The sequence below is a fragment of the Palleronia salina genome (assembly GCF_900141995.1).
Classification (GTDB): Bacteria; Pseudomonadota; Alphaproteobacteria; order Rhodobacterales; family Rhodobacteraceae; genus Palleronia; species Palleronia salina.
Genome location: NZ_FQZA01000010.1, coordinates 79,126 through 101,371 on the forward strand (window position 1 = coordinate 79,126; position 22,246 = coordinate 101,371).

The 22,246-nt window shown below is 68.5% G+C and carries 18 protein-coding genes and 1 tRNA gene; 8 read left to right on the plus strand and 11 right to left on the minus strand.

Features of this window, described 5'->3' with window-relative positions; genetic code table 11:
- Positions 1-103: 103 nt before the first annotated feature.
- The 4 genes from BUB76_RS13535 (at position 104) to BUB76_RS18190 (ending at position 5,212) form a co-directional block, all read left to right on the plus strand.
- Complete coding sequence (locus BUB76_RS13535) at positions 104-2,206, plus strand: bifunctional rhamnulose-1-phosphate aldolase/short-chain dehydrogenase (RefSeq protein ID WP_073129328.1); 2,103 nt, start codon at positions 104-106, stop codon at positions 2,204-2,206.
- 79 nt (positions 2,207-2,285) lie between these two features.
- Positions 2,286-3,560: an L-rhamnose catabolism isomerase gene (rhaI, locus tag BUB76_RS13540; RefSeq protein ID WP_073129329.1), complete on the plus strand. Its 1,275-nt coding sequence runs from the start codon at positions 2,286-2,288 to the stop codon at positions 3,558-3,560.
- A gap of 354 nt (positions 3,561-3,914) precedes the next feature.
- Positions 3,915-4,772, plus strand: coding sequence for a glycoside hydrolase family 3 N-terminal domain-containing protein (locus BUB76_RS18185; RefSeq protein ID WP_236737918.1), 858 nt, complete (start codon positions 3,915-3,917; stop codon positions 4,770-4,772).
- A complete protein-coding gene (locus BUB76_RS18190; protein WP_236737919.1) occupies positions 4,766-5,212 on the plus strand; it encodes a hypothetical protein in 447 nt (148 codons plus the stop codon). The genes BUB76_RS18185 and BUB76_RS18190 overlap by 7 nt, the downstream gene beginning before the upstream one ends.
- Before the next feature lie 98 nt (positions 5,213-5,310).
- On the opposite strand, the gene BUB76_RS13550 is transcribed toward BUB76_RS18190, so the two are convergent.
- From BUB76_RS13550 to BUB76_RS13570, 5 genes are read right to left on the minus strand one after another with little or no spacing between them, the layout of a single operon-like run.
- The gene (locus tag BUB76_RS13550; RefSeq protein WP_073129330.1) at positions 5,311-6,597 is read right to left on the minus strand and encodes a TRAP transporter large permease; all 1,287 of its coding nucleotides are present in this window, start codon (positions 6,595-6,597) and stop codon (positions 5,311-5,313) included.
- Positions 6,594-7,184, minus strand: a complete 591-nt coding sequence (locus BUB76_RS13555; protein WP_084140665.1) for a TRAP transporter small permease — start codon at positions 7,182-7,184, stop codon at positions 6,594-6,596. The genes BUB76_RS13550 and BUB76_RS13555 overlap by 4 nt, the downstream gene beginning before the upstream one ends.
- A 14-nt stretch (positions 7,185-7,198) precedes the next feature.
- A complete protein-coding gene (locus tag BUB76_RS13560; protein WP_073129382.1) occupies positions 7,199-8,179 on the minus strand; it encodes a C4-dicarboxylate TRAP transporter substrate-binding protein in 981 nt (326 codons plus the stop codon).
- The gene (locus BUB76_RS13565; RefSeq protein ID WP_175550316.1) at positions 8,179-9,396 is read right to left on the minus strand and encodes an AGE family epimerase/isomerase; all 1,218 of its coding nucleotides are present in this window, start codon (positions 9,394-9,396) and stop codon (positions 8,179-8,181) included. The genes BUB76_RS13560 and BUB76_RS13565 overlap by 1 nt, the downstream gene beginning before the upstream one ends.
- A complete protein-coding gene (locus tag BUB76_RS13570) occupies positions 9,393-10,118 on the minus strand; it encodes a GntR family transcriptional regulator (RefSeq protein ID WP_073129332.1) in 726 nt (241 codons plus the stop codon). The genes BUB76_RS13565 and BUB76_RS13570 overlap by 4 nt, the downstream gene beginning before the upstream one ends.
- Before the next feature lie 121 nt (positions 10,119-10,239).
- Here BUB76_RS13570 and uxuA point away from each other — a divergent pair, with 121 nt between their 5' ends.
- Positions 10,240-11,457: a mannonate dehydratase gene (gene uxuA, locus BUB76_RS13575; RefSeq protein ID WP_073129333.1), complete on the plus strand. Its 1,218-nt coding sequence runs from the start codon at positions 10,240-10,242 to the stop codon at positions 11,455-11,457.
- Between the two features lie 25 nt (positions 11,458-11,482).
- Here the strand turns inward: uxuA and BUB76_RS13580 are convergent, their stop codons facing one another.
- Complete coding sequence (locus tag BUB76_RS13580) at positions 11,483-12,907, minus strand: mannitol dehydrogenase family protein (RefSeq protein WP_073129334.1); 1,425 nt, start codon at positions 12,905-12,907, stop codon at positions 11,483-11,485.
- On the minus strand, positions 12,904-14,310 hold the full coding sequence (gene uxaC / locus BUB76_RS13585; protein ID WP_073129383.1) for a glucuronate isomerase: 1,407 nt from the start codon (positions 14,308-14,310) through the stop codon (positions 12,904-12,906). Before uxaC ends, BUB76_RS13580 begins: the two co-directional genes overlap by 4 nt.
- Positions 14,311-14,649: 339 nt before the next feature.
- Here uxaC and BUB76_RS13590 point away from each other — a divergent pair, with 339 nt between their 5' ends.
- On the plus strand, positions 14,650-15,852 hold the full coding sequence (locus tag BUB76_RS13590; protein ID WP_073129335.1) for a phospholipase effector Tle1 domain-containing protein: 1,203 nt from the start codon (positions 14,650-14,652) through the stop codon (positions 15,850-15,852).
- A 38-nt stretch (positions 15,853-15,890) separates the two neighbouring features.
- Here BUB76_RS13590 and BUB76_RS13595 read toward each other — a convergent pair whose 3' ends face one another.
- Positions 15,891-17,090, minus strand: coding sequence for an oxidoreductase (locus BUB76_RS13595; RefSeq protein WP_073129336.1), 1,200 nt, complete (start codon positions 17,088-17,090; stop codon positions 15,891-15,893).
- 9 nt (positions 17,091-17,099) lie between these two features.
- Complete coding sequence (locus BUB76_RS13600) at positions 17,100-18,470, minus strand: aspartate aminotransferase family protein (protein WP_073129384.1); 1,371 nt, start codon at positions 18,468-18,470, stop codon at positions 17,100-17,102.
- A gap of 146 nt (positions 18,471-18,616) precedes the next feature.
- Here BUB76_RS13600 and BUB76_RS13605 point away from each other — a divergent pair, with 146 nt between their 5' ends.
- Both BUB76_RS13605 and argE read left to right on the plus strand, forming a co-directional pair.
- A complete protein-coding gene (locus BUB76_RS13605) occupies positions 18,617-19,798 on the plus strand; it encodes a M24 family metallopeptidase (protein WP_073129337.1) in 1,182 nt (393 codons plus the stop codon).
- Positions 19,795-20,952, plus strand: coding sequence for an acetylornithine deacetylase (gene argE / locus BUB76_RS13610; protein WP_073129338.1), 1,158 nt, complete (start codon positions 19,795-19,797; stop codon positions 20,950-20,952). The genes BUB76_RS13605 and argE overlap by 4 nt, the downstream gene beginning before the upstream one ends.
- A gap of 34 nt (positions 20,953-20,986) precedes the next feature.
- On the opposite strand, the gene BUB76_RS13615 is transcribed toward argE, so the two are convergent.
- On the minus strand, positions 20,987-22,030 hold the full coding sequence (locus BUB76_RS13615; RefSeq protein ID WP_073129339.1) for a dipeptidase: 1,044 nt from the start codon (positions 22,028-22,030) through the stop codon (positions 20,987-20,989).
- 73 nt (positions 22,031-22,103) lie between these two features.
- Positions 22,104-22,179 (minus strand) — tRNA-Ala (locus BUB76_RS13620).
- Positions 22,180-22,246 lie beyond the last annotated feature (67 nt).

Consider the following 22,246-nt stretch of genomic DNA (forward strand, 5'->3'; position numbering starts at 1 on the left):
GCATTTCTGCGATGCAGCATGATCGTATGTGATCGAAAATGATTGACTTGCGCGGTCATAGGATCAATCTTCCGCCCAAGCGCAAATCCGGGGAGGACACGTCATGCCGAAAGACGCCGCGAGCGGTCGGATCGCCGACAAGTGGGACGACAGCAAAGCCCAATCCATGAGCGAGCCGGAAAAGCTGCTCTACCGTTCGAACCTCTTGGGGTCGGACAAGCGGGTGACCAACTACGGCGGCGGCAACACCTCGGCCAAGGTCATGCAACCCGATCCGTTGACCGGCGAAGAGGTCGAAGTCCTGTGGGTCAAGGGCTCGGGCGGCGACATCGGGACGATCGAGATGGACGGCTTCGCCACCCTCTACATGGACAAGCTGAACGCGCTTAAGGACAAGTATCGCGGCGTCGAGTTCGAGGACGAGATGGTGGGCTACCTGCCCCACTGCACGTTCAACCTGAACCCGCGCGCCGCGTCGATCGACACGCCGCTCCACGCCTACGTGCCGAAGAAACACGTGGACCACGTCCACCCCGACGCCGTCATCGCCATCGCCGCGTCGAAGAACTCCGAAGAGCTGACGAAGGAGATCTACGGCGACGAAATCGGCTGGCTGCCGTGGAAACGTCCCGGCTACGAGCTGGGCCTGTGGCTCGAGGATTTCTGCAAGAAGAACCCCGACGCCAAGGGGGTCGTGCTGGAAAGCCACGGCCTTTTCACCTGGGCCGACGACGCGAAGGAGTGCTACGAGCTCACCCTGCGCATCATCAACCGCGCCATGGAGTGGTTCGAGGGCAAGACCGACGGCATTCCGGCCTTCGGCGGCGAAAAGCACCCCACCCTGCCCGCCGACGAACGGCGCCGCGTCGCGGCCGCGCTGATGCCCGCGATTCGCGGCATGATCTCGGAAGACAGCCACAAGGTCGGCCATTTCGATGACCAGGATGCCGTGCTGCAATTCGTGGGTGCCAAGGACATGGAACGCCTGGCCGCTCTGGGCACCTCCTGCCCCGACCACTTCCTGCGCACGAAGATCCGCCCGCTGGTCGTGGATTTCGATCCCTCGAACCCGGATATCGACGGCACGCTCGACCGGCTGAAAGGCATGGTCGAGGACTACCGCGCCGACTACGCCGCCTATTACGAGCGCTGCAAGCACGACGACAGCCCCGCCATGCGCGACACGAACGCGGTGGTCTACCTTGTCCCCGGCGTCGGCATGATCACGTTCCAGGGCGACAAGGCCACGGCCCGCGTGTCGGCCGAGTTCTACGTCAACGCCATCAACGTGATGCGCAACTCGGACGCGGTGAGCGAATACCAGGGCCTGCCCGAGCAGGAGGCCTTCGATATCGAGTACTGGCTTCTGGAAGAGGCGAAGCTGCAGCGCAAGCCGGCCCCGAAATCGCTGGCGGGCCGCGTGGCCATCGTCACCGGCGGCGCCGGCGGCATCGGTGCGGCCACGGCCGAGAAGTACCTGTCCGAAGGCGCCTGCGTGGTGCTGGCCGATATCGACGCCGACGCGCTGGCCGCCACCAAGGACAACCTCGCCGCGCGCTACTCGGGCGACGTGGTGCGCACGGTCGAGATGAACGTGACCAGCGAGGACGCCGTCGCGACCGCCTATGCCGACATGGCCGTGGAGTTCGGCGGCGTGGACATCGTCGTGTCGAACGCGGGCATCGCGTCGTCGGCCAAGGTCGAGGACACGACGCTGGAGCTGTGGAACAAGAACATGTCGATCCTGTCGACGGGGTATTTCCTCGTCGCGCGCGAGGCGTTCCGCATGCTCAAGACCCAGGGCATCGGCGGATCGATGATCTTCGTGGCCTCGAAGAACGGCCTGGCCGCCTCGCCCGGGGCGTCGGCCTATTGCACCGCCAAGGCCAGCGAGATCCACCTCGCCCGCTGCCTCGCGCTGGAAGGCGCGCCCGAGGGCATCCGCGTGAACACGGTGAACCCCGACGCGGTGCTACGCGGCTCGAAGATCTGGTCGGGCGAATGGCTGGACCAGCGCGCCAGCACCTACGGCACCGACAAGGAGGGGCTGGAGGAGATGTATCGCGAACGCAGCCTGCTCAAGCGCAGCGTGCTGCCCGAGGACATCGCCGCCGCCTGCTATTTCTTCGCCAGCGACGAAAGCGCGAAATCCACCGGCAACATCGTCAACGTCGATGCCGGCAACGTGCAGGCCTTCACCCGCTGAGATGAACCGAACCCGGAGACCCTGCGCCGCAGGATCTCCAGCGAGACACCCTGCATCGCGGGGTGTCAGGGAGGACCACATGATCGACAAAGATACCATCGCCGCCGCCAACGAGACCGCGGAAGACGCCCTTCGGGCCGAATACGACGCGCTCGGGGCGACGCTAGACCGCCGCGGGATCGACATCGCCACCATCAAGGACAAGGTCGCGGCCTATGGCGTCGCCGTGCCCAGCTGGGGCGTCGGCACCGGTGGCACCCGCTTCGCGCGCTTTCCGGGGATCGGTGAGCCCGCCTCGATCTTCGACAAGCTCGACGATTGTGGCGTCATCCACCAGCTCACGGGCGCGACTCCGCGCGTGTCGCTGCATATCCCGTGGGACGACGCCAGCCCCGCCGACCTGCTCGCCAAGGCCGAGGAGACCGGCCTGGGCTTCGACGCGATGAACTCGAACACCTTCTCGGACGCCGAGGGGCAGGCCCACAGCTACAAGTTCGGCTCGCTCAGCCACACCAAGTCGGACGTGCGCCAGCAGGCGGTGGATCACAATCTCTACGTCATGGAGCTGGGCCAGAAGATCGGCTCGAAGGCGCTGACCATCTGGGTCGGCGACGGCTCGAACTTCCCGGGCCAGGCGCATATGACCAAGCAGTTCGAGCGCTATCTCGACAGTGCCCGGGCGATCTACGGCAAGCTGCCCGAGGACTGGCGGCTTTTCACCGAGCACAAGATCTTCGAGCCGGCGTTCTACTCGACCGTGGTGCAGGACTGGGGCACCAACTACCTGATCGCGAAAGAGCTGGGCGAGCGGGCCTATTGCCTCGTCGATCTCGGCCATCACGCGCCCACGGTGAACATCGAGATGATCGTCGCGCGGCTCATCCAGTTCGGCAAGCTGGGCGGTTTCCACTTCAACGACAGCAAGTACGGCGACGACGACCTCGACACCGCGGCGATCGACCCCTACCGGCTGTTCCTTGTCTTCAATGAACTCGTGGACGCCGCCGATACGCCCGGCTTCGATCCCGCGCACATGCTAGACCAGAGCCACAACGTCACCGACCCCATCGAAAGCCTGATGAACTCGGCCATGGAGGTGCAGCGCGCCTATGCCCAGGCGCTGATCGTGGATCGCGCGGCACTGTCGGGCTTCCAGGAAGACAACGACGCGCTCATGGCGTCTGAGACGCTGAAAACCGCGTTCCGCACGGACGTGACGCCGATCCTTCAGATGGCGCGGCGCGAGAAAGGCTGCGCCATCGACCCGATCGCCGCCTATCGCCGGTCCGGCTACCGCGCGCAGGTGGCCGAGACGCGGCCGGCCTCGGCCTCGGGCGGCGGCGGCATCGTCTGACCCCCATGGACCTGTCGCATCTGGAACGCCCGCCCTTCAGCCTCGACGCCGAGGCCACGACTGGGTGCGCCGCACCTGGGACAGCCTGACCGAGGACGAACGGATCGGTCAGCTGTTCAACCTGCGCCCGGCCAGGTTCGACGCGGAGTAATCCGGACGGATCGCGGGGCTTGCACCCGGCGGGATCAACCGGTTCTTCGATGGCGACTACGAGGCCGAGCGCGACCGCATCGCCGAACTTCAGGCAACGGCCAAGGTGCCGATGCTGGTCTCCGCGGACCTTGAGGGGTCGCGCATGAGACTGCCGTTCGGCACGGAGATCCCGACCCCATCGCGCTGGCCGCCATCGACGACGTGACCGCGACCGAGGAGGCCGCCCGCATCATGGCGCGCGAGGCGCGGGCCGTGGGCGTCAACTGGTCCTTCACGCCGGTGCTGGATATCAACGCGGCCTGGCGCAGCTCCATCGTCGCGACGCGCGGCTACGGATCGGATTGCGAGACAATCGCGCGCCATGCCCTGCCCCAGATCCGGGTCTTCCAGGAGGAAGGCATCGCCGCGACGGCCAAGCACTGGCCCGGCGAGTGGCACGACGACCGCGACCAGCATCTGGTCACCACGATCAACTCGCTGTCCATGGAAGACTGGGAGGCGACCCACGGGCGTCTCTACCGCGAGGCCATCGACGCCGGTGTGATGAGCGTGATGACCGCCCATATCGCCCTGCCCGCCTTCGCACGCGAGGTCGGCCAGGACGACGGCGCCGACGCCTACCTGCCCGGATCCGTCAGCCACCCGATCAACACGACTTTGCTGCGCGAAAGGCTGGGCTTCAACGGCCTGGTCGTCTCGGACGCCAGCCGCATGGCCGGGTTGTCCTCGGTCATGGAAGCGGTCGACAGCAAGGTGCAGATCATCGCTTCGGGCGGTGACGTCATTCTCTTCTCGCTGGACTTCGAGGCCGAGATGGCCGGCATCCGCGACGCGCTGCACGCCGGCCGCATCACGCGCGAGCGGTTCTTCGACGCCGTGACGCGGGTGCTGGGCCTGAAGGCCTGGGCGGGCCTGCATCGCGGCGACACGCTGCCCGCCCTGCCCGACCCCGCGCGGAACGCCGACCAGATGGCGGAGCTTCTGCACCGGGCCCCCGTGCGAAAAAGGACATCAACGCCACCCTGCCGCTGGACCCAAAGCGCCACCGGCGCGTGCTGATGTTCACCGTGGGCATCGCCGACCCGATGATGAAGCGTCGTCACGAGATCATCCTGCCGGAGCTGCTGCGCCGCGAGGGGTTCGAGGTAACGGTTCACGAGCCCGGCACGCCCATCACCGCCGATGGCTTCGAGATCGCGATCTACGCGCTGGCCGAGGAAACGCTGCTGACGCGCGGGCGGATCTTCCTGGACTGGGCGGCCATCGGCGGTGGGCAGGACGGCACCATGCGCCGCCTCTGGACCGACATGCCCGTCGTGATGATCTCGTTCGGGTTTCCCTACTATCTCTACGACGCGCCGCGCGTGCCGACCTACATCAACGCCTGGGCGACGATGGACCCGATGCAGCACGCGGTCGTGGACCTGCTACTGGGCCGCGCCTCGTGGCAGGGGAAAAGCCCGGTGGACGCCTTCGTCGTGCCGGACGCCCACTACTGAACCACCCCTTTGGCAAAGCGCCGATCGACACGATTTAGGGCAGTCCACGCGGCCTGCCCTGTGTCGTTTCGGGATGCAGTGCGCCGCTCGGGCGCGGCTCACATGAGAAGCGCTGGCAGGAACAGGACCAGGTTCGGGAACAGGATCATCGCCACGACCACCGCCATGACCGCGCAGGCCAGCGGGATCAGCCGGATGGAATATCCCACGTAGGACGCGTTCAGGATCCCGCAGACCGTGAACATGGACACGCCCACCGGCGGGGTCATGCCACCGAAGGTCACCAGGGTCATCATGATCAGCCCGAAATGCACCGGGTCGATGCCGGCCGCCGTGATGACCGGCACCAGGATCGGCGTCAGCAGCATGACCAGGACGGTGGCCTCGATCAGCATGCCCAGCGCCAGCAGGAAGCCCGAGACCATGAACAGAAGGACCGTGGGATCCTCGATCGCGCTGAGCGTGAATTCGGTCAGGCTTTGGGGCACGCGTTCGAAGGTGATGACGAAGCCGAAGACGCCCGAGAACAGGATGATAAGCATGATCATCCCGATATCGCGGGCGCTTTCCATCATCGCCTCGTAGACGCTGCGCCACGTGAGCTCGCGGTAGATCAGCCCGCCCACGATCAGGGCATAGACCACGGCGAAGGCGCCGGCCTCGGACGGCGTGAAGAACCCGAAGCGGATCCCCACCAGCAGCCAGATCGGGAAGATCACCGCCCAGAAGCTGCGGTAGAAGCCCCGGCCGACCTCGGCCAGCGTCGGGAAGGTGGTGCGCGCGGGCTTGTAGTCGCGGCGCACCGAGATGCCCCAGGTCGTCGCCATCAGCGCGATGGTCAGAAGAACGCCCGGCACGACGCCGGCAATGAACAGCCGGCCGATCGAGACCTCGCCCAGGTAGCCGTAAAGGATCAGACCCAGCGAGGGCGGCAGCGTCGCCGTGATCAGCCCGCCCACCGACAGCAGCGCACCGGTGAAGCCCGAATCGTAGCCCTCTTCGGTCATGGGCTTGCCGAGGATGCGCGCCTGCATCGCCGCGTCGGCCACGGCCGAGCCCGAGATACCGCCCATCAGCGCCGACAGGATCAGCGTGGACTGCGCCAGACCGCCGCGCATCCAGCCGGCCAGTGTCATGGCCAGGTCGATGAGCCGGGGCGTGATGCCCGCGCGGTTCATCAGGTTGCCCAGCAGGATGAAGAGCGGCACCGCCAGCAGCGGGAAGGACTGGCTCGAGGCCACGATCCGCTGAACGGCGGTGCTGTCGGGCAGCACCGTCGAGGGCAGCAAGAAATATGCCGTCCCGCTGATGCCGATGGAAAAGGCCACGGGCATGCCGAGAAAGATCAGCAGCAGCGCGGCGCAGAGAATGAGGATCGACGTCATAGGGGGGACTCGAGATGGTGGTCCTGCGGCTCCAGCGTCGCGTCTAGGCCATAGCTGAAGAACCGCCGCGCGATCGAGACGAGGAACAGCAGGCTGCCGACGGGAAGCGCAAGGGTGATGAGACCGTAGCTCAGGCCGGTCGCGCCGAGCTGGCGTTGCCAGTTGCCGGCGGCGAGGTCGAACCCGTACCACGCGAGAAAAACGAGAAACGGCACGATGAGAAGAAGGTGCAGCGCCGCCAGGATCCTGCGGAGCGCGTTCGGCACCGAATCGGCGATGACGGACACGCGGATGTGCTCGCCCTTCTTCAGGCAGATATCCGCGCCCAGGATGATCGCCCAGATCAGGAACAGCAGCGCAAGCTGCGGCGCCGAGCGGACGGGCATGCCCGCCGTTCGCCCGACGGCGGCGATCAGCACCGTCAGGATGGTCGCGGAGAGGGCGACGAGTGTCAGGACGGTCTCGAGCCGATCGTAGATCGACCACAGGACCGCGCCCGCACCGCGCCGCCCGGTCTCGGCGGACGGCGACCCTTGGTCTTGGCCGCCGTCGCGATGGGCGCCGGAATCCCCGGTATTGTCAGACATCCCGGCGCGCCTCCTTATTCCGACCCGCCGGGCAGGTAGGGCTGCAGCGCCTCGCGGGCGTCGGTCAGGCCGACCTCCTCGTAGACGCCCAGCGTCGCCTCGCGGAACGGGGCCAGGTCGACCTCGTTGAACGACACGCCCGCCTCTTCCATGCGGCCCTGCACCGCGTCCAGCGCGGCGACGGTGTTCTCGGTCGCTTCAACGCCCGCGGCGTCGAGTTCTTCGTCGACGATGGTGCGGATGTCTTCCGGCAGACCCTGGAACCACTCCTCGGACACGACCAGACCGGTGAACAGCTGGATGTGGTTGGTGAAGGCCACGTTGGTGGTCACTTCCTGCAGGTTGATGCCCTCGGCACCGGTCAGCTGCGCCTCGGCGGCGTCGATCGATCCCAGCTGCAGGCCGGAATAGACGTCGGTCCACGCCATCGGCACGGCCGTCGCGCCCATCGCGTTGATGGTGGCGACCCAGATCGGGGCGTCGATGGTCCGCATGCGAACGCCCTGAAGATCCTCGGGGCTTTCGATCAGCTTCTGGGTGAAGGCCTGGCGCGTGCCCTGGAACCAGTTGTAGTTCAGCAGCCGCAGGTTCGAGCTTTCGGCCAGCTCGTCCACCCACTCTTCGTAAACGGGCGACGTGGTGATGGCCTCGTACTGGGTGTAGTCGTCGACCAGGTAGGGCGCCGACAGGATGCCCAGCTCGGACTTGAACGGGGCCAGGCGGCCGGCGTCCACCAGCACCGCCAGCGGGGCGCCGTTGCGGATCTGCTCGAGAACGTCGTTGTCCTCGCCCAGCTGCGACGACGGGTAGACCGTCACGTCGACCGCACCGTCGGTGCGCTCTTCGATGCGCTCTTCCGCGGCCAGCATGGCCTGGGTCAGCGGATCGGACGTGGGCTGCGACGTGGACAGACCGAGCGTGTATTCCTGGGCTGCGGCAGCACCGGCAGCCAGAACAAGGGCGCCGGTCAGCGCGGTCGAGGTCAGTCGGTTCATCATGTGAATTCCTCCCTATGCATGATGGTTTCGGGCGTTTCGGTCCCGGCCAATGGCCAGAGACCGGCGCGCGCGCCTTCCGTCAGGAACAGCGCAACGTGGTAGACAAGGCGGCTGAGCGCGATCGGCTGGATCGGCTTCCCCTGCCCGTCGAGCTGATTGTGCCAGCGCGGCGCGGGGCCGGCCGGGAAATAGCGGTCGAACATCAGCCGGCAGAGCGCGTTGGCGGTTTCGGCGGCGTCGCTGTCGCCGGTGGCCAGGTGCCGGGCCGAGTAATACTTGCCGGCCTCGGTGATGGGCCACAGCAGGTGGGTGTCCTCGCGCACCGCGCCCGCCGGATCCAGCGCGTCGAACGGCGCGCCGGCCATGGGGCCATCGCGGCGGACGCCATGCGCCTCGGCGAAGGCGATCATGGCATCGGCCATCCCGGTCACCTGAACCTCGCCGCCAAGCTCGGCATAGCGATGGAGCAGCCAGGCCCATTCGAACTGGTGGCCGGGTTCGCGCCGCCCGCCATCGGCACCCGCGAGCGGCCCCAAGTCGGCACCGACCCATTCCCGGATCGCGCCGGTGTCGGGATCGACAAGGTGATCGCGGGCCAGCGTGACATATCCGGTCGCCCGGTCGCGCCAGACGGGATCGCCCGTCATCTCGTAGGCCTGCAAGACGGCTTCCAGCATGTGCATCTGCGGGTTCTGGCCACGGCGCATCCCGGGCCCGGCCCCGTCCCGTGCCATGGCGTCGTCTTCCCAGAGCGCCCCGGTGGCCGGGTCGGTCAGCCTCTCGACGTAAGCCCAGAGCGACGGCACCCGGTCCGGAGGAACGGTGCCCGGCACGGCCTTTTCGAGCGTGACGAGCGCCAGCAGGACGAAACTGTGATCGTAGGACCGGCGGGTCGCGCTGGCTGCATCGTCCATCGGTGCGCCATCGGCAGCCACAGCGGCCCGGTACCCACCGTCCGCGTCGCGCAAGTGCGTGTCGAGGAAGCGCCAGGCGTGGATCGCGCTGTCCTTCAGGCGCGGCACGCCGGTGGCGATATACAGATGCGACAGGACGAACGCGCAGCGCGCCTGCGCCAGCGTGGTGCGGGGCCCCTCGATGTCGGGCTGCCCCTTGTCATCCAGCCATTCCAGAAGGCCGCCGTTCGCGTCGTCGGTGACGCGGTCCAGCCAGCGGGGCAGGAACGTGGTGGTGAAGGCAGAGGCATCCAACGTCACAGCACCGCCCCCCGCGTGTCGAAGTAGTCGGCATGGCTTTCGATCAGCGCCGGCAGGTCGTCCAGCATCTGGCGCAGGTGATCGCGCATGCCCGCGACGGCGGCTTCGGGGTTGCGCCGCCCGATCGCGTCGACGAATGTCTCGTGCTGCTCGATCAGCAGGCGACGCGGCAACTCGCGCGCCGAGATGTGGCGCAGGCGGTCCATCTGGGTCTTCAGAGGTTGCAGGATGCGCCAGGCGGCGGCCTGCCCGGCCGACCGGGACAGGTGGAAATGAAACGCCTCGTCCAGCGCCATGAACGGCAGCTGGTCCGGCGTGTCGATCTGGCGGCGCTGCTCTTCCAGCAGGCGGGCGCATTCGTCCAGCATGGCCGTGCTGCGTTCGGCCGCCAGGCGGCGGACGATCTCGACCTCGACCGACTCGCGGACGAACCGGGCGGACAGGACCGCGCTGACGTTGATGCGGCTCACGAAGGTGCCGCGCTGGGGCAGGATATCGACGAGGCCTTCCTCGGCCAGGCGCGCGCAGGCGTCGCTGACCGGCTGGCGGCTGATTCCGAACTTCGTCGCGATCTCGGTGCGAAGCAGGCGGCTTCCCGGTGCGAGTTCGCCGCGGATGATCTGATCGCGCATGACGCCGCACAGCTGCGGCCCGACCGCCTGGCGCGGGTCGATGCGCTCGGCTGCCGTGTGCTCGTGCGATGCGACGTTCGGGTCGATCATCAATTCGTTCCTCCCGGCGCACAGCCTATGCCAACTAACATGCTAGTCAATACGATTTCTCTTTCGATCCGCGCGCCACTCGCCCATAAATCGGGAAAGGCTGATAAAAGGGAGGCATTCGATGCGGCAGACATGGCGCTGGTTCGGACCCAAGGACCAGGTGAGCCCCGCCGACATGGCACAGGCGGGCGTCGAGGGGGTCGTCTCGGCCCTGCACCACGTACCCACGGGCACGGCCTGGAGCAGCGACGAGATCGCGCGCCGGCAGAACGAGATCGCCCACCACCCCGATGGACGCCCCACCGGCCTTGCGTGGGAAGTGGTCGAAAGCATCCCGGTGTCCGAGGATATCAAGCGGCAGAGCGGCCCGTGGCGCGAACATGTCGCGGCCTGGAAGCAAAGCCTCGAGGCCCTCGCGGCCGCGGGGATCGAGACCGTGTGCTACAACTTCATGCCGGTGCTCGACTGGACCCGCACCGACCTGGCCTGGCCGCGCCCCAGCGGCGCGACCTGCATGCGATTCGACCTGATCGACTTCGCGGCGTTCGATATTCACGTGCTCGAACGTCCGGGCGCCGCCGAAAGCTTCCCCGGGGACGTGGCGGACGCGGCCGCGCGCCGGGCCGCCGAGATGGACGAGGACCAGAAGGCCGCCCTGGCCCGGAACGTGGTCTTCGGTCTGCCGGGGGCCGCCGACAACTTCACCATGGAAGACGTGAAGGACCACCTGGCGGCCTACGAATCGGTCTCGGACGAACGGTTGCGCGCCCACCTGGTCGATTTCCTGTCCGAGGTCGCGCCGGTGGCGCAGCGGTTGGGGATGCGGCTCTGCTGTCACCCCGATGACCCGCCCTTCCCGCTGCTGGGACTGCCGCGCGTTGTCTCGACCGAGGCCGACTACCGCGCCATGCTGGACGCGGTGGACGTGCCGGCGAACGGCGTCACGCTGTGTTCCGGGTCGCTCGGGGCGCGGGCCGACAACGACCTGCCGGGCATGATGGAGCGTCTGGGCGACCGCGTGCATTTCCTGCACCTGCGCAACGTGTCGCGGGACACCGACACCCTGCCCTGCTCGTTCTTCGAGGACGAGCACCTGGGCGGAGCCACCGACATGGTGGCGCTGGTCGCCGCGGCCCTGCGCGAGGAGAAGCGCCGCCGGGACGCCGGGCGCAGCGATGCCGAGATCCCGTTCCGGCCCGACCACGGGCAGAACCTGCTGGACGACCACGGGCGCAACGCGCAGCCGGGCTATCCCGCGATCGGCCGGCTGCGTGGCCTGGCCGAACTGCGCGGCGTGATCGCCGCGCTCAGCCACGGCAAGGTCGGCCCGTCGGCCTGACCCCTCCGGTCAGGCCGACGGGTTGTCAGCCGGCGACGGCCCCGGCGGCGCCCTCGGCGCCGTCGGCCCGCAGATTTCGCAGCGCGCGGGCCAGACCCTCGGGCACCTCGGTCCGGGCCGCGAAGGCCGGGTCGAAGATCTCGTCCAGCGCCAGGTAGCGGCCCACGATCTCGTCCGGGTCGGTGGTCCCGTCCCAGCAGGCGGCCAGGCGGCCGGCCATCGGGTCCTTGACCTCGATCGGCGCACCGTCGAGCCCCTTGCCCGACGAGAACTGCATCCAAGCCGCGATGGCCAGGAACAACCCTTCGGGCGTGCGGCCCGCGTCGAGGTTCTCGCGCACGCTATCGAGGATGCGCTGGGGCAGCTTCAGCGACCCGTCCATGGCGATCTGCCACGTCCGGTGATGGATCGCGGGGTTGGCGAACCGGTCGAACAGCGACGCGGTGTAGTCCGACAGGTCGACGCCCGGCGGCGCGGTCAGCACCGGCGTGATCTCGTTGTCCCACAGGTGGCGGACATAGGCGGCCAGGGGCGGCCGCGCGACGGTGTCCGACATGGTTTCGGCGCCCGCGAGATAGCCCAGGTAGGCCAGCGACGAGTGCGTTCCGTTGAGGCAGCGCAGCTTCATGTGCTCGTAGGGGGCGACGTCCTCGACCAGCTCGGCCCCGACGGATCCGAAATCGGGACGCGGGGCGCAGAATCGATCCTCCATCACCCACTGCCGGAACGGCTCGTGCCGGACCGGCGCCGCGTCATGGGCGCCGATCAGGCCCTCGATATGCCGGATGTCGTCCTCGGTGGTGGCCGGCACGATCCGGTCGACCATCGTCGAGGGGAACGCGACGTGCTCAGCGATCCAGTCGCGCAGCCCGGCGTCCATCTCGGCCGCGAGGTCCAGGACAAGCCCGCGCAGCAGGTTGCCGTTCGACGGGATGTTGTCGCAGCTCATCACCGTGAAGGGCGCGCGCCCGGCCTTGCGTCGGGCGTCCAGCGCGCGGGCGATATAGCCCAGCGCCGAGGCCGGGCACGCCGGGTCCGACAGGTCCTGCACGATGTCCGGGTTGTCGCGGTTCAGCTTCCCGGTGGCCGGCACGTGGCAATAGCCCTTCTCGGTCACCGTCAGGGTCACCAGGTTCGCCTTGTCCAGAGCATCGAACACGGCCCCGGGCGCCTCGGGGGCGACGAGCACGTCGGACAGCACCTGCACGTGGCGCGGCGTCTCGCCGTCGGGGCCCAGTTCGACCGCGGTATAGGTCCAGTCCTGCGGCTTCAGGGCGTCGCGGGTGTCGGGCGAGCGCAGGCTGACGCCGACGATGCCCCAGTCACCGCCATGCGTCTCGATCGCCTGCTCGACGAAGATCGCGGCAAAGGCGCGGGCGAAGGCGCCCAGGCCGAAATGCACGATGCCGGTTTCGGGGGCGGGGCGGCTGCGGGCCAGGCGCGCGCTCATAGCCCGTAGGCCTTCTTCACGAGATCGGTGGTCAATTGTCCTGCCATTTCCTCTGCCTCGTTCATGCCGATCCGTCCGTCGGCCACAAGTCCGGCCAGCCAGGCGCAGTCCACCCGGCGCGACACGTCATGGCGGGCCGGGATCGAACAGAAGGCCCGCGTGTCGTCGTTGAAACCGGCGGTGTTGTAGATGCCCGCCGTCTCGCCCGTCAGCTGGCGAAAGCGCATGATCCCCTCTGGGCTGTCGAAGAACCACCAGGGCGGTCCCAGCAGCAGCGAGGGGTAGACACCGGCAAGCGGCGCCAGTTCGCGGGACAAGGTGGTTTCGTCCAGCGTGAACAGAATGATGCGCAGGTTCGGCTCCAGCCCGACGGTGTCGAGCATCGGCTTCAGTGCCCGCACGAAATCCGTGCGCAGGGGAATATCGAAGCCCTTGTCGCGCCCGTGGCTGCGCATGATCGGCCCCGAATGGTTGCGGTGCGAACCCATGTGCATCTGCATCGTCATGCCGTCCTCGACGCTCATCCGCGCCATCTCGGTCAGCATCTGGCCGCGGAAGGCATCGGCCTCCTCGGACGTGGCCTCGCCAGACAGGCAGGTGCGGAACAGCCGCGCCGCGGCGTCGGCATCCAGGCTCTCGGTGCGGGCGGTGGGATGCCCGTGGTCGGTGGCGGTGGCCCCGCGCGCGCGGAAATACGCGCGGCGGCTGCGATGCGCCTCGAGGTAGCCGTCCCACGAGGCGGTATCGCACCCGGTCAGCTTGCCCAGTTGCGCGACGTTCTCGGCGAAGCCCTCGTATTCGGGGTCGATCGCCGCGTCGGGCCGGTAGGTCGGGATCACGCGCCCCGGCAGGCCGGCCTCGCGGATGCGGTCGTGGTGCGCCAGGTCGTCCAGCGCGCTGTCGGTGGTCGCCAGAAGCTCGATATTGAAGCGCTCGAACAGGGCGCGCGGACGGAACTCGGGCTTCGACAGGCAGGCATCCACCTGGTCGTAGATCGCGTCCGCCGTCCCGGGTTCGAGCGGCGCGTCGACGCCGAAGACATGGGACAGCGCGTGGTCGATCCACAGCCGCGTGGGCGTGCCCCGGAACAGGTGGTAATGCGCGGCGAACCGACGCCAGATCTTGCGCGGATCGGTCTCGACCGGCCCGCCATCGACACGGGGCACCCCCAGGTCCGACAGCTGCACACCCTGCGACACCAGCATCCGGAAGATGTAGTGGTCGGGCACCACGAACAGGTGCGCGGGGTCGCTGAACGGCGCGTTCTCGGCGAACCAGGACGGGTCGCAATGGCCGTGGGGGCTGAGGATCGGGCGGTCCGCGATGCCCGCATGCAGCTGGCGCGCGATGTCGCGGGTCCGGGCGTCGGCCGGGAACAGGCGGTCTGGATCGAGTTCTGGCATGATTTCGCGCATTTCCTCCACTGGTAACCTTCTGGTCCACCTAGCATGTCAGTTGGGGCAAGTCGACTGGCCCCGGCCCGCGGTGGGCCCGCGCCGCAAGCGAAACACCCCGGGCGCGCGCGGTCCCGACCTCGCAAGCGCTGTCTCAACGTCCGGCCCGGGACCGGGTTGCACCTTGTTCGCGCCGGCGTGGCGCCTCGGCGGGCCGCGAGGCCCGGAATGGCTGATCAATTCCGGGTTGATCTGCGCCCTGCATCGGACGAGGCTGACGGAGGCGGCGGCCAATTTTTCCGGCCGGCACCCGCCGCATTTGAGCAAGCATTTTTCAGGAGAACCACGATGAAACGCATCGTCATTCTATGCGACGGGACCTGGAACCGGTCCGACAGCATCACCCCGACCAACGTGGTCCGGTTTTCGCAGGCCATGCGCCTCATGGATGAGGCCGGGACCGTCCAGGTTCCGATCTACGTCCAGGGTGTCGGCACCGGCCGTGGGCCGACGCCCTGGCTGAGGAAGATGGACCCGCTGCTGGGGGGCGCGTTCGGCCTCGGGCTGATGTCGAACATCGTCGAGGCCTACCGCCACCTGGTCTTCCTCTACGAACCGGGCGACGAGATCTTCATCCTCGGCTTTTCCCGCGGGGCCTACACGGCGCGGTCCCTGACGGGATTCATCCGCTCGACCGGTATCATCGACCGCGATGCCCTGCCCGAGATTCCCAGGGCCGTCGCGCGCTATCGCACGATGGACGACGACACCACGCACCCGGCGACCGAGGAAAGCCACGCCTTCCGGGCGGGCATTTCCAGGCGGGTCGTGACCTCCGAAGCCGAGCACGCCTGGCGTCTGTCCCAAGGCATGCCGGACGCGCCGATCCTGCGGATCCGATACCTCGGCGTCTGGGACTCGGTCGGCGCGCTGGGGGTCCCGGCGTCGGTGCCGTTGCTGGGCCGCTGGACCGCCAGCAAGTACAGATTCCACGACGCGAACCTGTCCAGCATGGTTCAGAGCGCCCGGCACGCCGTGGCGCTTGACGAACGCCGGCGCGCCTTCGCCCCCACCCGGTGGGACAACCTCGCCGAGTTGAACGCCGAGGCCGAGAGCGGCGCGGGCACGCCGTACCTCGAGCAGTTCTTCGCGGGCGACCACGGGTCGGTCGGCGGGGGCGGCGACATCATCGACCTGTCCAGCATCGGGCTTGGCTGGATCATCGAAGGGGCGCGCGAGGCCGGGCTTGCCTTCGACGCGCAGGCACTGGCCCGGATCGAGGCGTCGCAGAACCCGATGGGGCCGCTACGCAATACCACGAAGCCCCCGACCGGCGCCCTGAACGCAGTCATGCGCCTGCGCCCGCTGGATCGCGAAGGCCCCTCGACGCTCGACGAGGTGCACGGGTCGGTGCACGAGCGCTGGATCGCGGACGCCAAGACCGAGGGCTTCCGCCCCTATCGCCCCGCCAGCCTGCAACGGGTTCACACGCACCTTGTCGCGATGCACGGGGACCTTGTGCGGGACGGCGACGGGACCCGGATCACCTGACGCGCGCAGACCGATTGCGACCGGGCGCGCAACGGCACCTAGTCCGGCGCCCCGAAACGGTTGCGCCAGGTGGCGACACGGTCGGCATCGCGCGCCTCGTAGCGGTCGATCGCATCGCGCAACGCGCCGGGCGTGTCGGTTTCGCGATCCTCGCCGATCTCGGTCAGGCGCATGGTGTACCACGCCGTCACACCACCTTCGGGCGGATCCGTGAAGCGCGGGAATACCGGTTCCGGGTCCCGCCCTGCCCGCCAGCGGTTCGGCAGGTCCGGCGCGACGACCATCGCCCGGGCCAACCCGACCATGTCGACCGCGCCGCTCGCGACCGCGTCCCGTGCCTGCGCGTGGGTCTTGAACCCGCCGGTGGCCATCAGCGGCACCGACGTTTCCCGCCGGGCGCGGCGGGCGAAATCGACGAAATAGGGACCGGACCCGCCGCTGTCCGAGGCCGAGACGGCGCCGGGAAAATAGGTCCCCCCGCTCAGGTCGATCAGGTCGATGCCCGTGGTGTCGAGCGCGCGGATCACCTCCAGCGACTCGTCGGGCATGAGCCCGCCCTCCAACCGATCCGTGACGTTGAGCTTCACGGCCACCGCGAGGTCGGGACCCACCGCCGCGCGGACCGCGTGCACGAGCTCCAGCAGCAGACGCATCCGGTTGCCGACCGGTCCGCCATAGGCATCTTCGCGTCGATTGAAGAGGGGCGAAAGGAACTGGCTCAGCAGGAACCCGTGGGCCGCGTGAACCTGCACGCCACCGAGTCCCGCCCGGCGGGCCAGACGGGCCGTTTCGGCGAATTGTCCGGGCAGCGCGGCGATGGCTTCGACCGACAGCGCCTCCGCCCGCAATCCGGGCAGGTCCAGTGCGCTGGGACCCCGCGCCCGACCGATGGGGGGATGGGCCATGGCCCCCGCGTGCCCGAGTTGCGGCCAGATCTGCGCGCCGTTCTCACTGCCGCGACGGGCCAGCGCGGCGAAGGCTTCGAGATCGGACTCGCCCGTCAGGACCAGGTTGCCGGGCTTCTCCGCCGCGAACGGGTCGCCCTGCACTTCGCCGATGATCGACAGCGCGACGCCGCCCTCGGCCCAACGTTCGTACAGCCGCCCCTGCACCGGGGTGGGCCACCCTGCCCCGTCGCCGAGCGAATCCGACATGGCCGCCTTGGCGATGCGGTTCTTCAGCACGACGCCGCAGGGCAGGACCAGCGGCTCGAACAGCGGATCGGCCGCCGGGGCCACGAACGGGCCTTAAAGGCCCGCCGCGCGCACCGCCTTGGCGGTCTTGTCGACGATCTCGTCCACGTTCTCGCGGGTCAGGCAGAAGGGCGGCGCGAAGCCCAGGATGTCGCCGCCGGGCATGGCCCGCGCAATGACGCCCTGCGACAGAAGCTCGGTCGCGATCTTGGCGCAGGTCTTCTTCGCCGGATCGAAGGCCTTGCGGCGGTCGCGGTCCTCGACGAACTCGACAGCGGCGATCATGCCCTCGCCCCGGACCTCGCCCACGTGGGGATGATCGGCGAAGGTCTCGGACAGGCGCTGGTTCAGGTAGGCGCCCACGGTGCCGGCGTTGTCGATCAGCTTCAGGTCATCGAGCAGCTGGAGGTTCGCCACCCCCGCGGCCGCGCCCACCGGGTGCGCCGAGTAGGTCCAACCGTGGCCGATGGGGCCGTTCTCGTCCGTGCCCCGCTCGAGCACCTTCCACATCTTGTCGGATACGATCGAGCCCGACAGCGGCGCGTAGGCGCTGGTCAGCCCCTTGGCGATGGTGATGAGGTCGGGACCCATCCCGTAATGCTCGGATCCGAACATGGTGCCGAGGCGGCCGAAGCCGGTCACGACCTCGTCGGCCACCAGCAGGATGTCGTGCTTCTCCAGCACCGGCTGGATCGCCTCCCAGTAGCCCTTCGGCGGCGGCACGATCCCGCCCGTGCCCAGCATCGGTTCGGCCCAGAAGGCCGCGATGGTGTCGGCGCCCTCGCGCGCGATCAGCTCTTCCAGCTCGGCCGCGCACTGGGCCGAGAACTCTTCCTCGCTCTGATCGGGGTCGTCGCGATGATAGTAGTAGGGCGCGCTGGTGTGCAGGATCGGCGACAGCGGCAGGTCGAACTTGTCGTGGAACAGCGGCAGCCCGGTCAGCGACCCGGTCATCAGGCCCGAGCCGTGGTAGCCCCGCCAGCGCGAGATGATCTTCTTCTTCTCGGGCCGGCCGAGGATGTTGTTGTAGTACCAGACCAGCTTGATGTTGGTCTCGTTCGCGTCCGAGCCCGACAGCCCGAAATAGACTTTCGACATGTGGTCGGGCGCGCGCTCCAGCACCATCTTCGACAGGGTGATCGCGGCCTCGGTCCCGTGGCCCACATAGGCGTGGTAATAGGCGAGCTCCTTCGCCTGCTTGGCGATGGCTTCGGCGATCTCGGGCCGGCCGTAGCCCACGTTGACGCAATAGAGCCCCGCGAACGCGTCGAGCAGGCGGTTGCCGTTGCGATCCTCGATATGGACGCCGGACGCGCCCCGGATCACGCGGCCCATCGCCTCGCCCCGCGCGTGCTGCGCCAGGTGCGTCGAGGGGTGCATGAAGTAATCCCGGTCCCATTGGGCCAGCTGGTCGTTGCGGCCGATGTCATCCATGGCGGGGTCCCTTTCATGCATGTGGCGTCAAAGCAGGGCTTACCGCCCCGGCACGCGACTTGAAACCCCTGCCCCCTTGACCGCGGGGCCCGATTGGTTTTGCGCTGTGCCGAACGCGCCAAGGAAAGGTCCCGCCGATGCCGAACTACGCCCCCGCCTTCTCGGTCTCGGAATACCAGCGGCGGCTGTCGCTGGTGCGCTCGCAGATGGCGGCCGACGGGGTGGACGTGCTGTTCGTAACCAACCCGTCCAACATGGCGTGGCTGACCGGCTATGACGGTTGGTCCTTCTACGTCCACCAGGGGGTCATCATCCAGCTCGAGGCCGACCCGATGTGGTGGGGCCGGCACATGGACAGCTTCGGCGCGCACCGCACCTGCTGGATCCCCGACGAACGCGTGCTGAGTTACTCCGACGACTGGGTGCAGTCGGACGAGCGGCACGCGATGCAGCACCTTGCCGCGATCCTGGCGGATCTGGGCTACGGCGGCGCGCGCATCGGCGTCGAGATGGAGAACTACTATTTCACCGCCGCGGCCATGGACGCGCTGCGCGGCGCCCTGCCCGATGCCGCCTGGGTCGATTCGACGAACCTCGTGAACTGGCAGCGTACCGTGAAGTCGGACGAGGAGCTGGCCTTCATGCGCAAGGCCGCCGCGATCTCGACCAAGATGATCGACGGCATCATGGACCGGGTCGCGGTGGGCCTGCCGAAGAACGAACTGGTGGCAGACATCTACCGCGACGCGCTGATCGGGGTCGAGGGCGCCTGGGGCGACTACCCGGCCATCGTGCCGCTGCTGCCCTCGGGGCCCGACGCGGCCGCGGCGCACCTGACGTGGGACGGACGCCCCTTCCAGGCGAACGAGGCCACATTCTTCGAGATTTCGGGCTGCTATCGCCGCTATCACGCGCCGCTGTGCCGGACCGTCTACCTGGGCGATCCCCCGTCCGAGATGCGCCATGCCGAGGCCGCCGTGCAGCGCGGGATCGAGGCCGCGCTCGACTCCGCGCGCCCCGGCAACCGGGCCTGCGACATCGCCGTCGCGCTGAAGGCCGAGCTGGCGAAGGCGGGCATCGACCGGCAAGGGCGCGTGGGCTACGCGGTCGGGCTCAGCTACCCGCCCGACTGGGGCGAGCACACCGTGTCGCTGCGCGAGGCCGACCTGACGCCGCTGCGCGCGGGCATGTCCTTCCACCTGATGCCCGCGCTGTGGATGAAGGACTGGGGCCTCGAGATCACCGAGACCATCGTCATCCGCGAGGAAGGCCCGGCCGAATGCCTGGCCGACGTGCCGCAGACCCTGGTGGCGAAATGACCGACCTCGCCACCTGCGAGGCGCACCTGGCAGACCTGGTGGCGTTTCCCACCGTCTCGTCCGACAGCAACCTGGCGATGATCGGCCACCTCGCCGACCGGCTGGACCACGCCGGCGCGCGCTGCCGGATCATGACCGACGACAGCGGCACCAAGGCCAACCTGTTCGCCACCATCGGCCCCGACATCTCGGGCGGCATCGTGCTGTCGGGACATACCGACGTCGTCCCGGTCACCGAGCAGGAGTGGACCACCGACCCCTTCGCGCTGACCGAGGCCGACGGGCTGCTCTACGCCCGGGGCAGCTGCGACATGAAGGGGTTCATCGCGGCCTGCATGGCGCTCGCGCCGCTTTACGCCCAGGGCACGCTGCGGCGCCCAGTGCATTTCTGCTTCACCCACGACGAAGAGGTCGGCTGCCTTGGCGCGCGTGCCCTCGTGGCCGAGATGTCCGGTTGGGACATCCGCCCGGCCCTCGCCATCATCGGCGAGCCCACGTCGATGCGGGTGATCGACGGCCACAAGGGCTGCTGCGAGTACACGACCAGCTTCCACGGGCTCGCGGGCCACGGGTCGAACCCGGGCCTCGGCGTCTCGGCCACAGAATACGCCGCCCGCTTCGTCGCCCGCCTGCTGGACCTGCGGGGCGAGCTGGCCGCCCGCGCCCCGCACGACAGCCGGTTCGATCCGCCGGGCAGCACGCTCCAGGTCGGCGGCCTGCGCGGCGGCATCGCCCATAACGTCATCGCCGACCATGCCGAGGTCGACTGGGAGCTGCGGCCGGTCAACCCCGAGGACCAGGCCTTCGCCACCGGAGAAATGCGGGATTACTGCAACGATGTCCTGCTTCCGGCCATGAAATCGGTGCACGAAGGTTCGAAAATTGAAACCCGCACCATCGGCGAGGTGGTCGGCCTGACCCCCTGCGACGCGAACGAGGCCGCCGAGATCGCCCAGGCCCTGACCGGCGCGAACGGCAGCGACGTGGTCCCCTTCGGGACCGAGGCCGGGCTGTTCCAGTCCATCGGGATGGACGCCGTCGTCTGCGGTCCCGGCGATATCGCCCAGGCGCACAAACCAGACGAGTTCATCGCGCGCGACCAGCTGTCCGCCTGTCTCGCCATGCTGCACGGTCTCGACGCGCACCTGCGCTGAGCTGCGTCCCTTTCCCGTCGAGCCGTGCCGCGACCTAGCGCCAGCAGAGATCCAGCACGCGCAGCCAGTTCTCGTGGCAAAGCTTCTGCATCAGCGCATCGTCGATCCCGTGGGCGCGCAATGCCTTCCGCAGCAGGGGCAGGTCGGCCGACGAGGTCAGCGCCTCGGGCACCAGCGTGCCATCGTAATCCGAGCCGAAGCCGACGCGATCCTCGCCCAACCGCCCGATCAGGTGGTCGAGATGGCGCAAAAGCGGGTCGAGCCCGGTCTCGGCCGTGCGCTTGCCATCCTCGCGCAGGAAGGCCGTGCCGAAGTTGATCCCCACCATCCCGTCGCTGTCGGCGATGGCGTCCAGCTGCCGATCCGTCAGGTTGCGCGCGCTGGGACAGATGGCGTGGGCGTTGGAATGGGTGGCGACCAGCGGACGCCGTTCCATCGCCGCCACGTCCCAGAACCCCGCCTCGGTCATGTGCGACAGGTCCACCAACACGCCCAGCTCATGGCACCGCGCGACCAGCCGCCTGCCCGCCTCGGTCAGGCCGGGCCCGGTATCTCCGGTCGACGGAAAGCGGAAGGGCACGCCGTGTCCGAAGATCGTGGGCCGGGACCAGACCGGGCCCAGCGACCGCAACCCGCGCGCGTGCAGCCGATCCAGCTCCGCAAGGTCTGGACCGATGCACTCGGCCCCCTCCAGGTGCAGGATGGCGGCCAGACCGCCGTCGCCCGCCAGCGCGGCGCGCAGGTCCTCGACCGTGCGGCAGGCCACCAGGTGGCCCGCGTCGACCAGCGCGTCGAAGATCGCCGCCTGCGCCGTGACGACCTCCATGGCGGTGTCCCGCGCGACCGGCCCCGGCAAGGGCAGGTCATAGCGCTGCTCGCGCATGGCCGCCGCGCTGTCGGATCCGTCGGGGGGCGACGGCACCCATAGCGCGAAAAAGCCGCCGCCCAACCCGCCCTTTCGCGCGGCCGGTGCATTTATGGCGCCCGCGTCTTTCCCGAAGCCCGCCGCGCCCGCACCCGACGACCAGAGCCGCGTCAGCACGTCGTTGTGGCCGTCGAAAATCAGGGGGGTGCGCATGGTCCGGCTCCGGTCGAAAGACTTCATTCGCCCGGTCAGGGGCGTCGATGCGGGCCGGCGTGCAGGGGGAGTTTGGTGGAGCCGATCGGGATCGAACCGACGACCTCGTCATTGCGAACGACGCGCTCTCCCAACTGAGCTACGGCCCCACTGCGGCGGTGAATGGCTCATGTCCCCGGCCGTGTCAAGCGGCGCGGGGCGCGCTATCTGGCAACG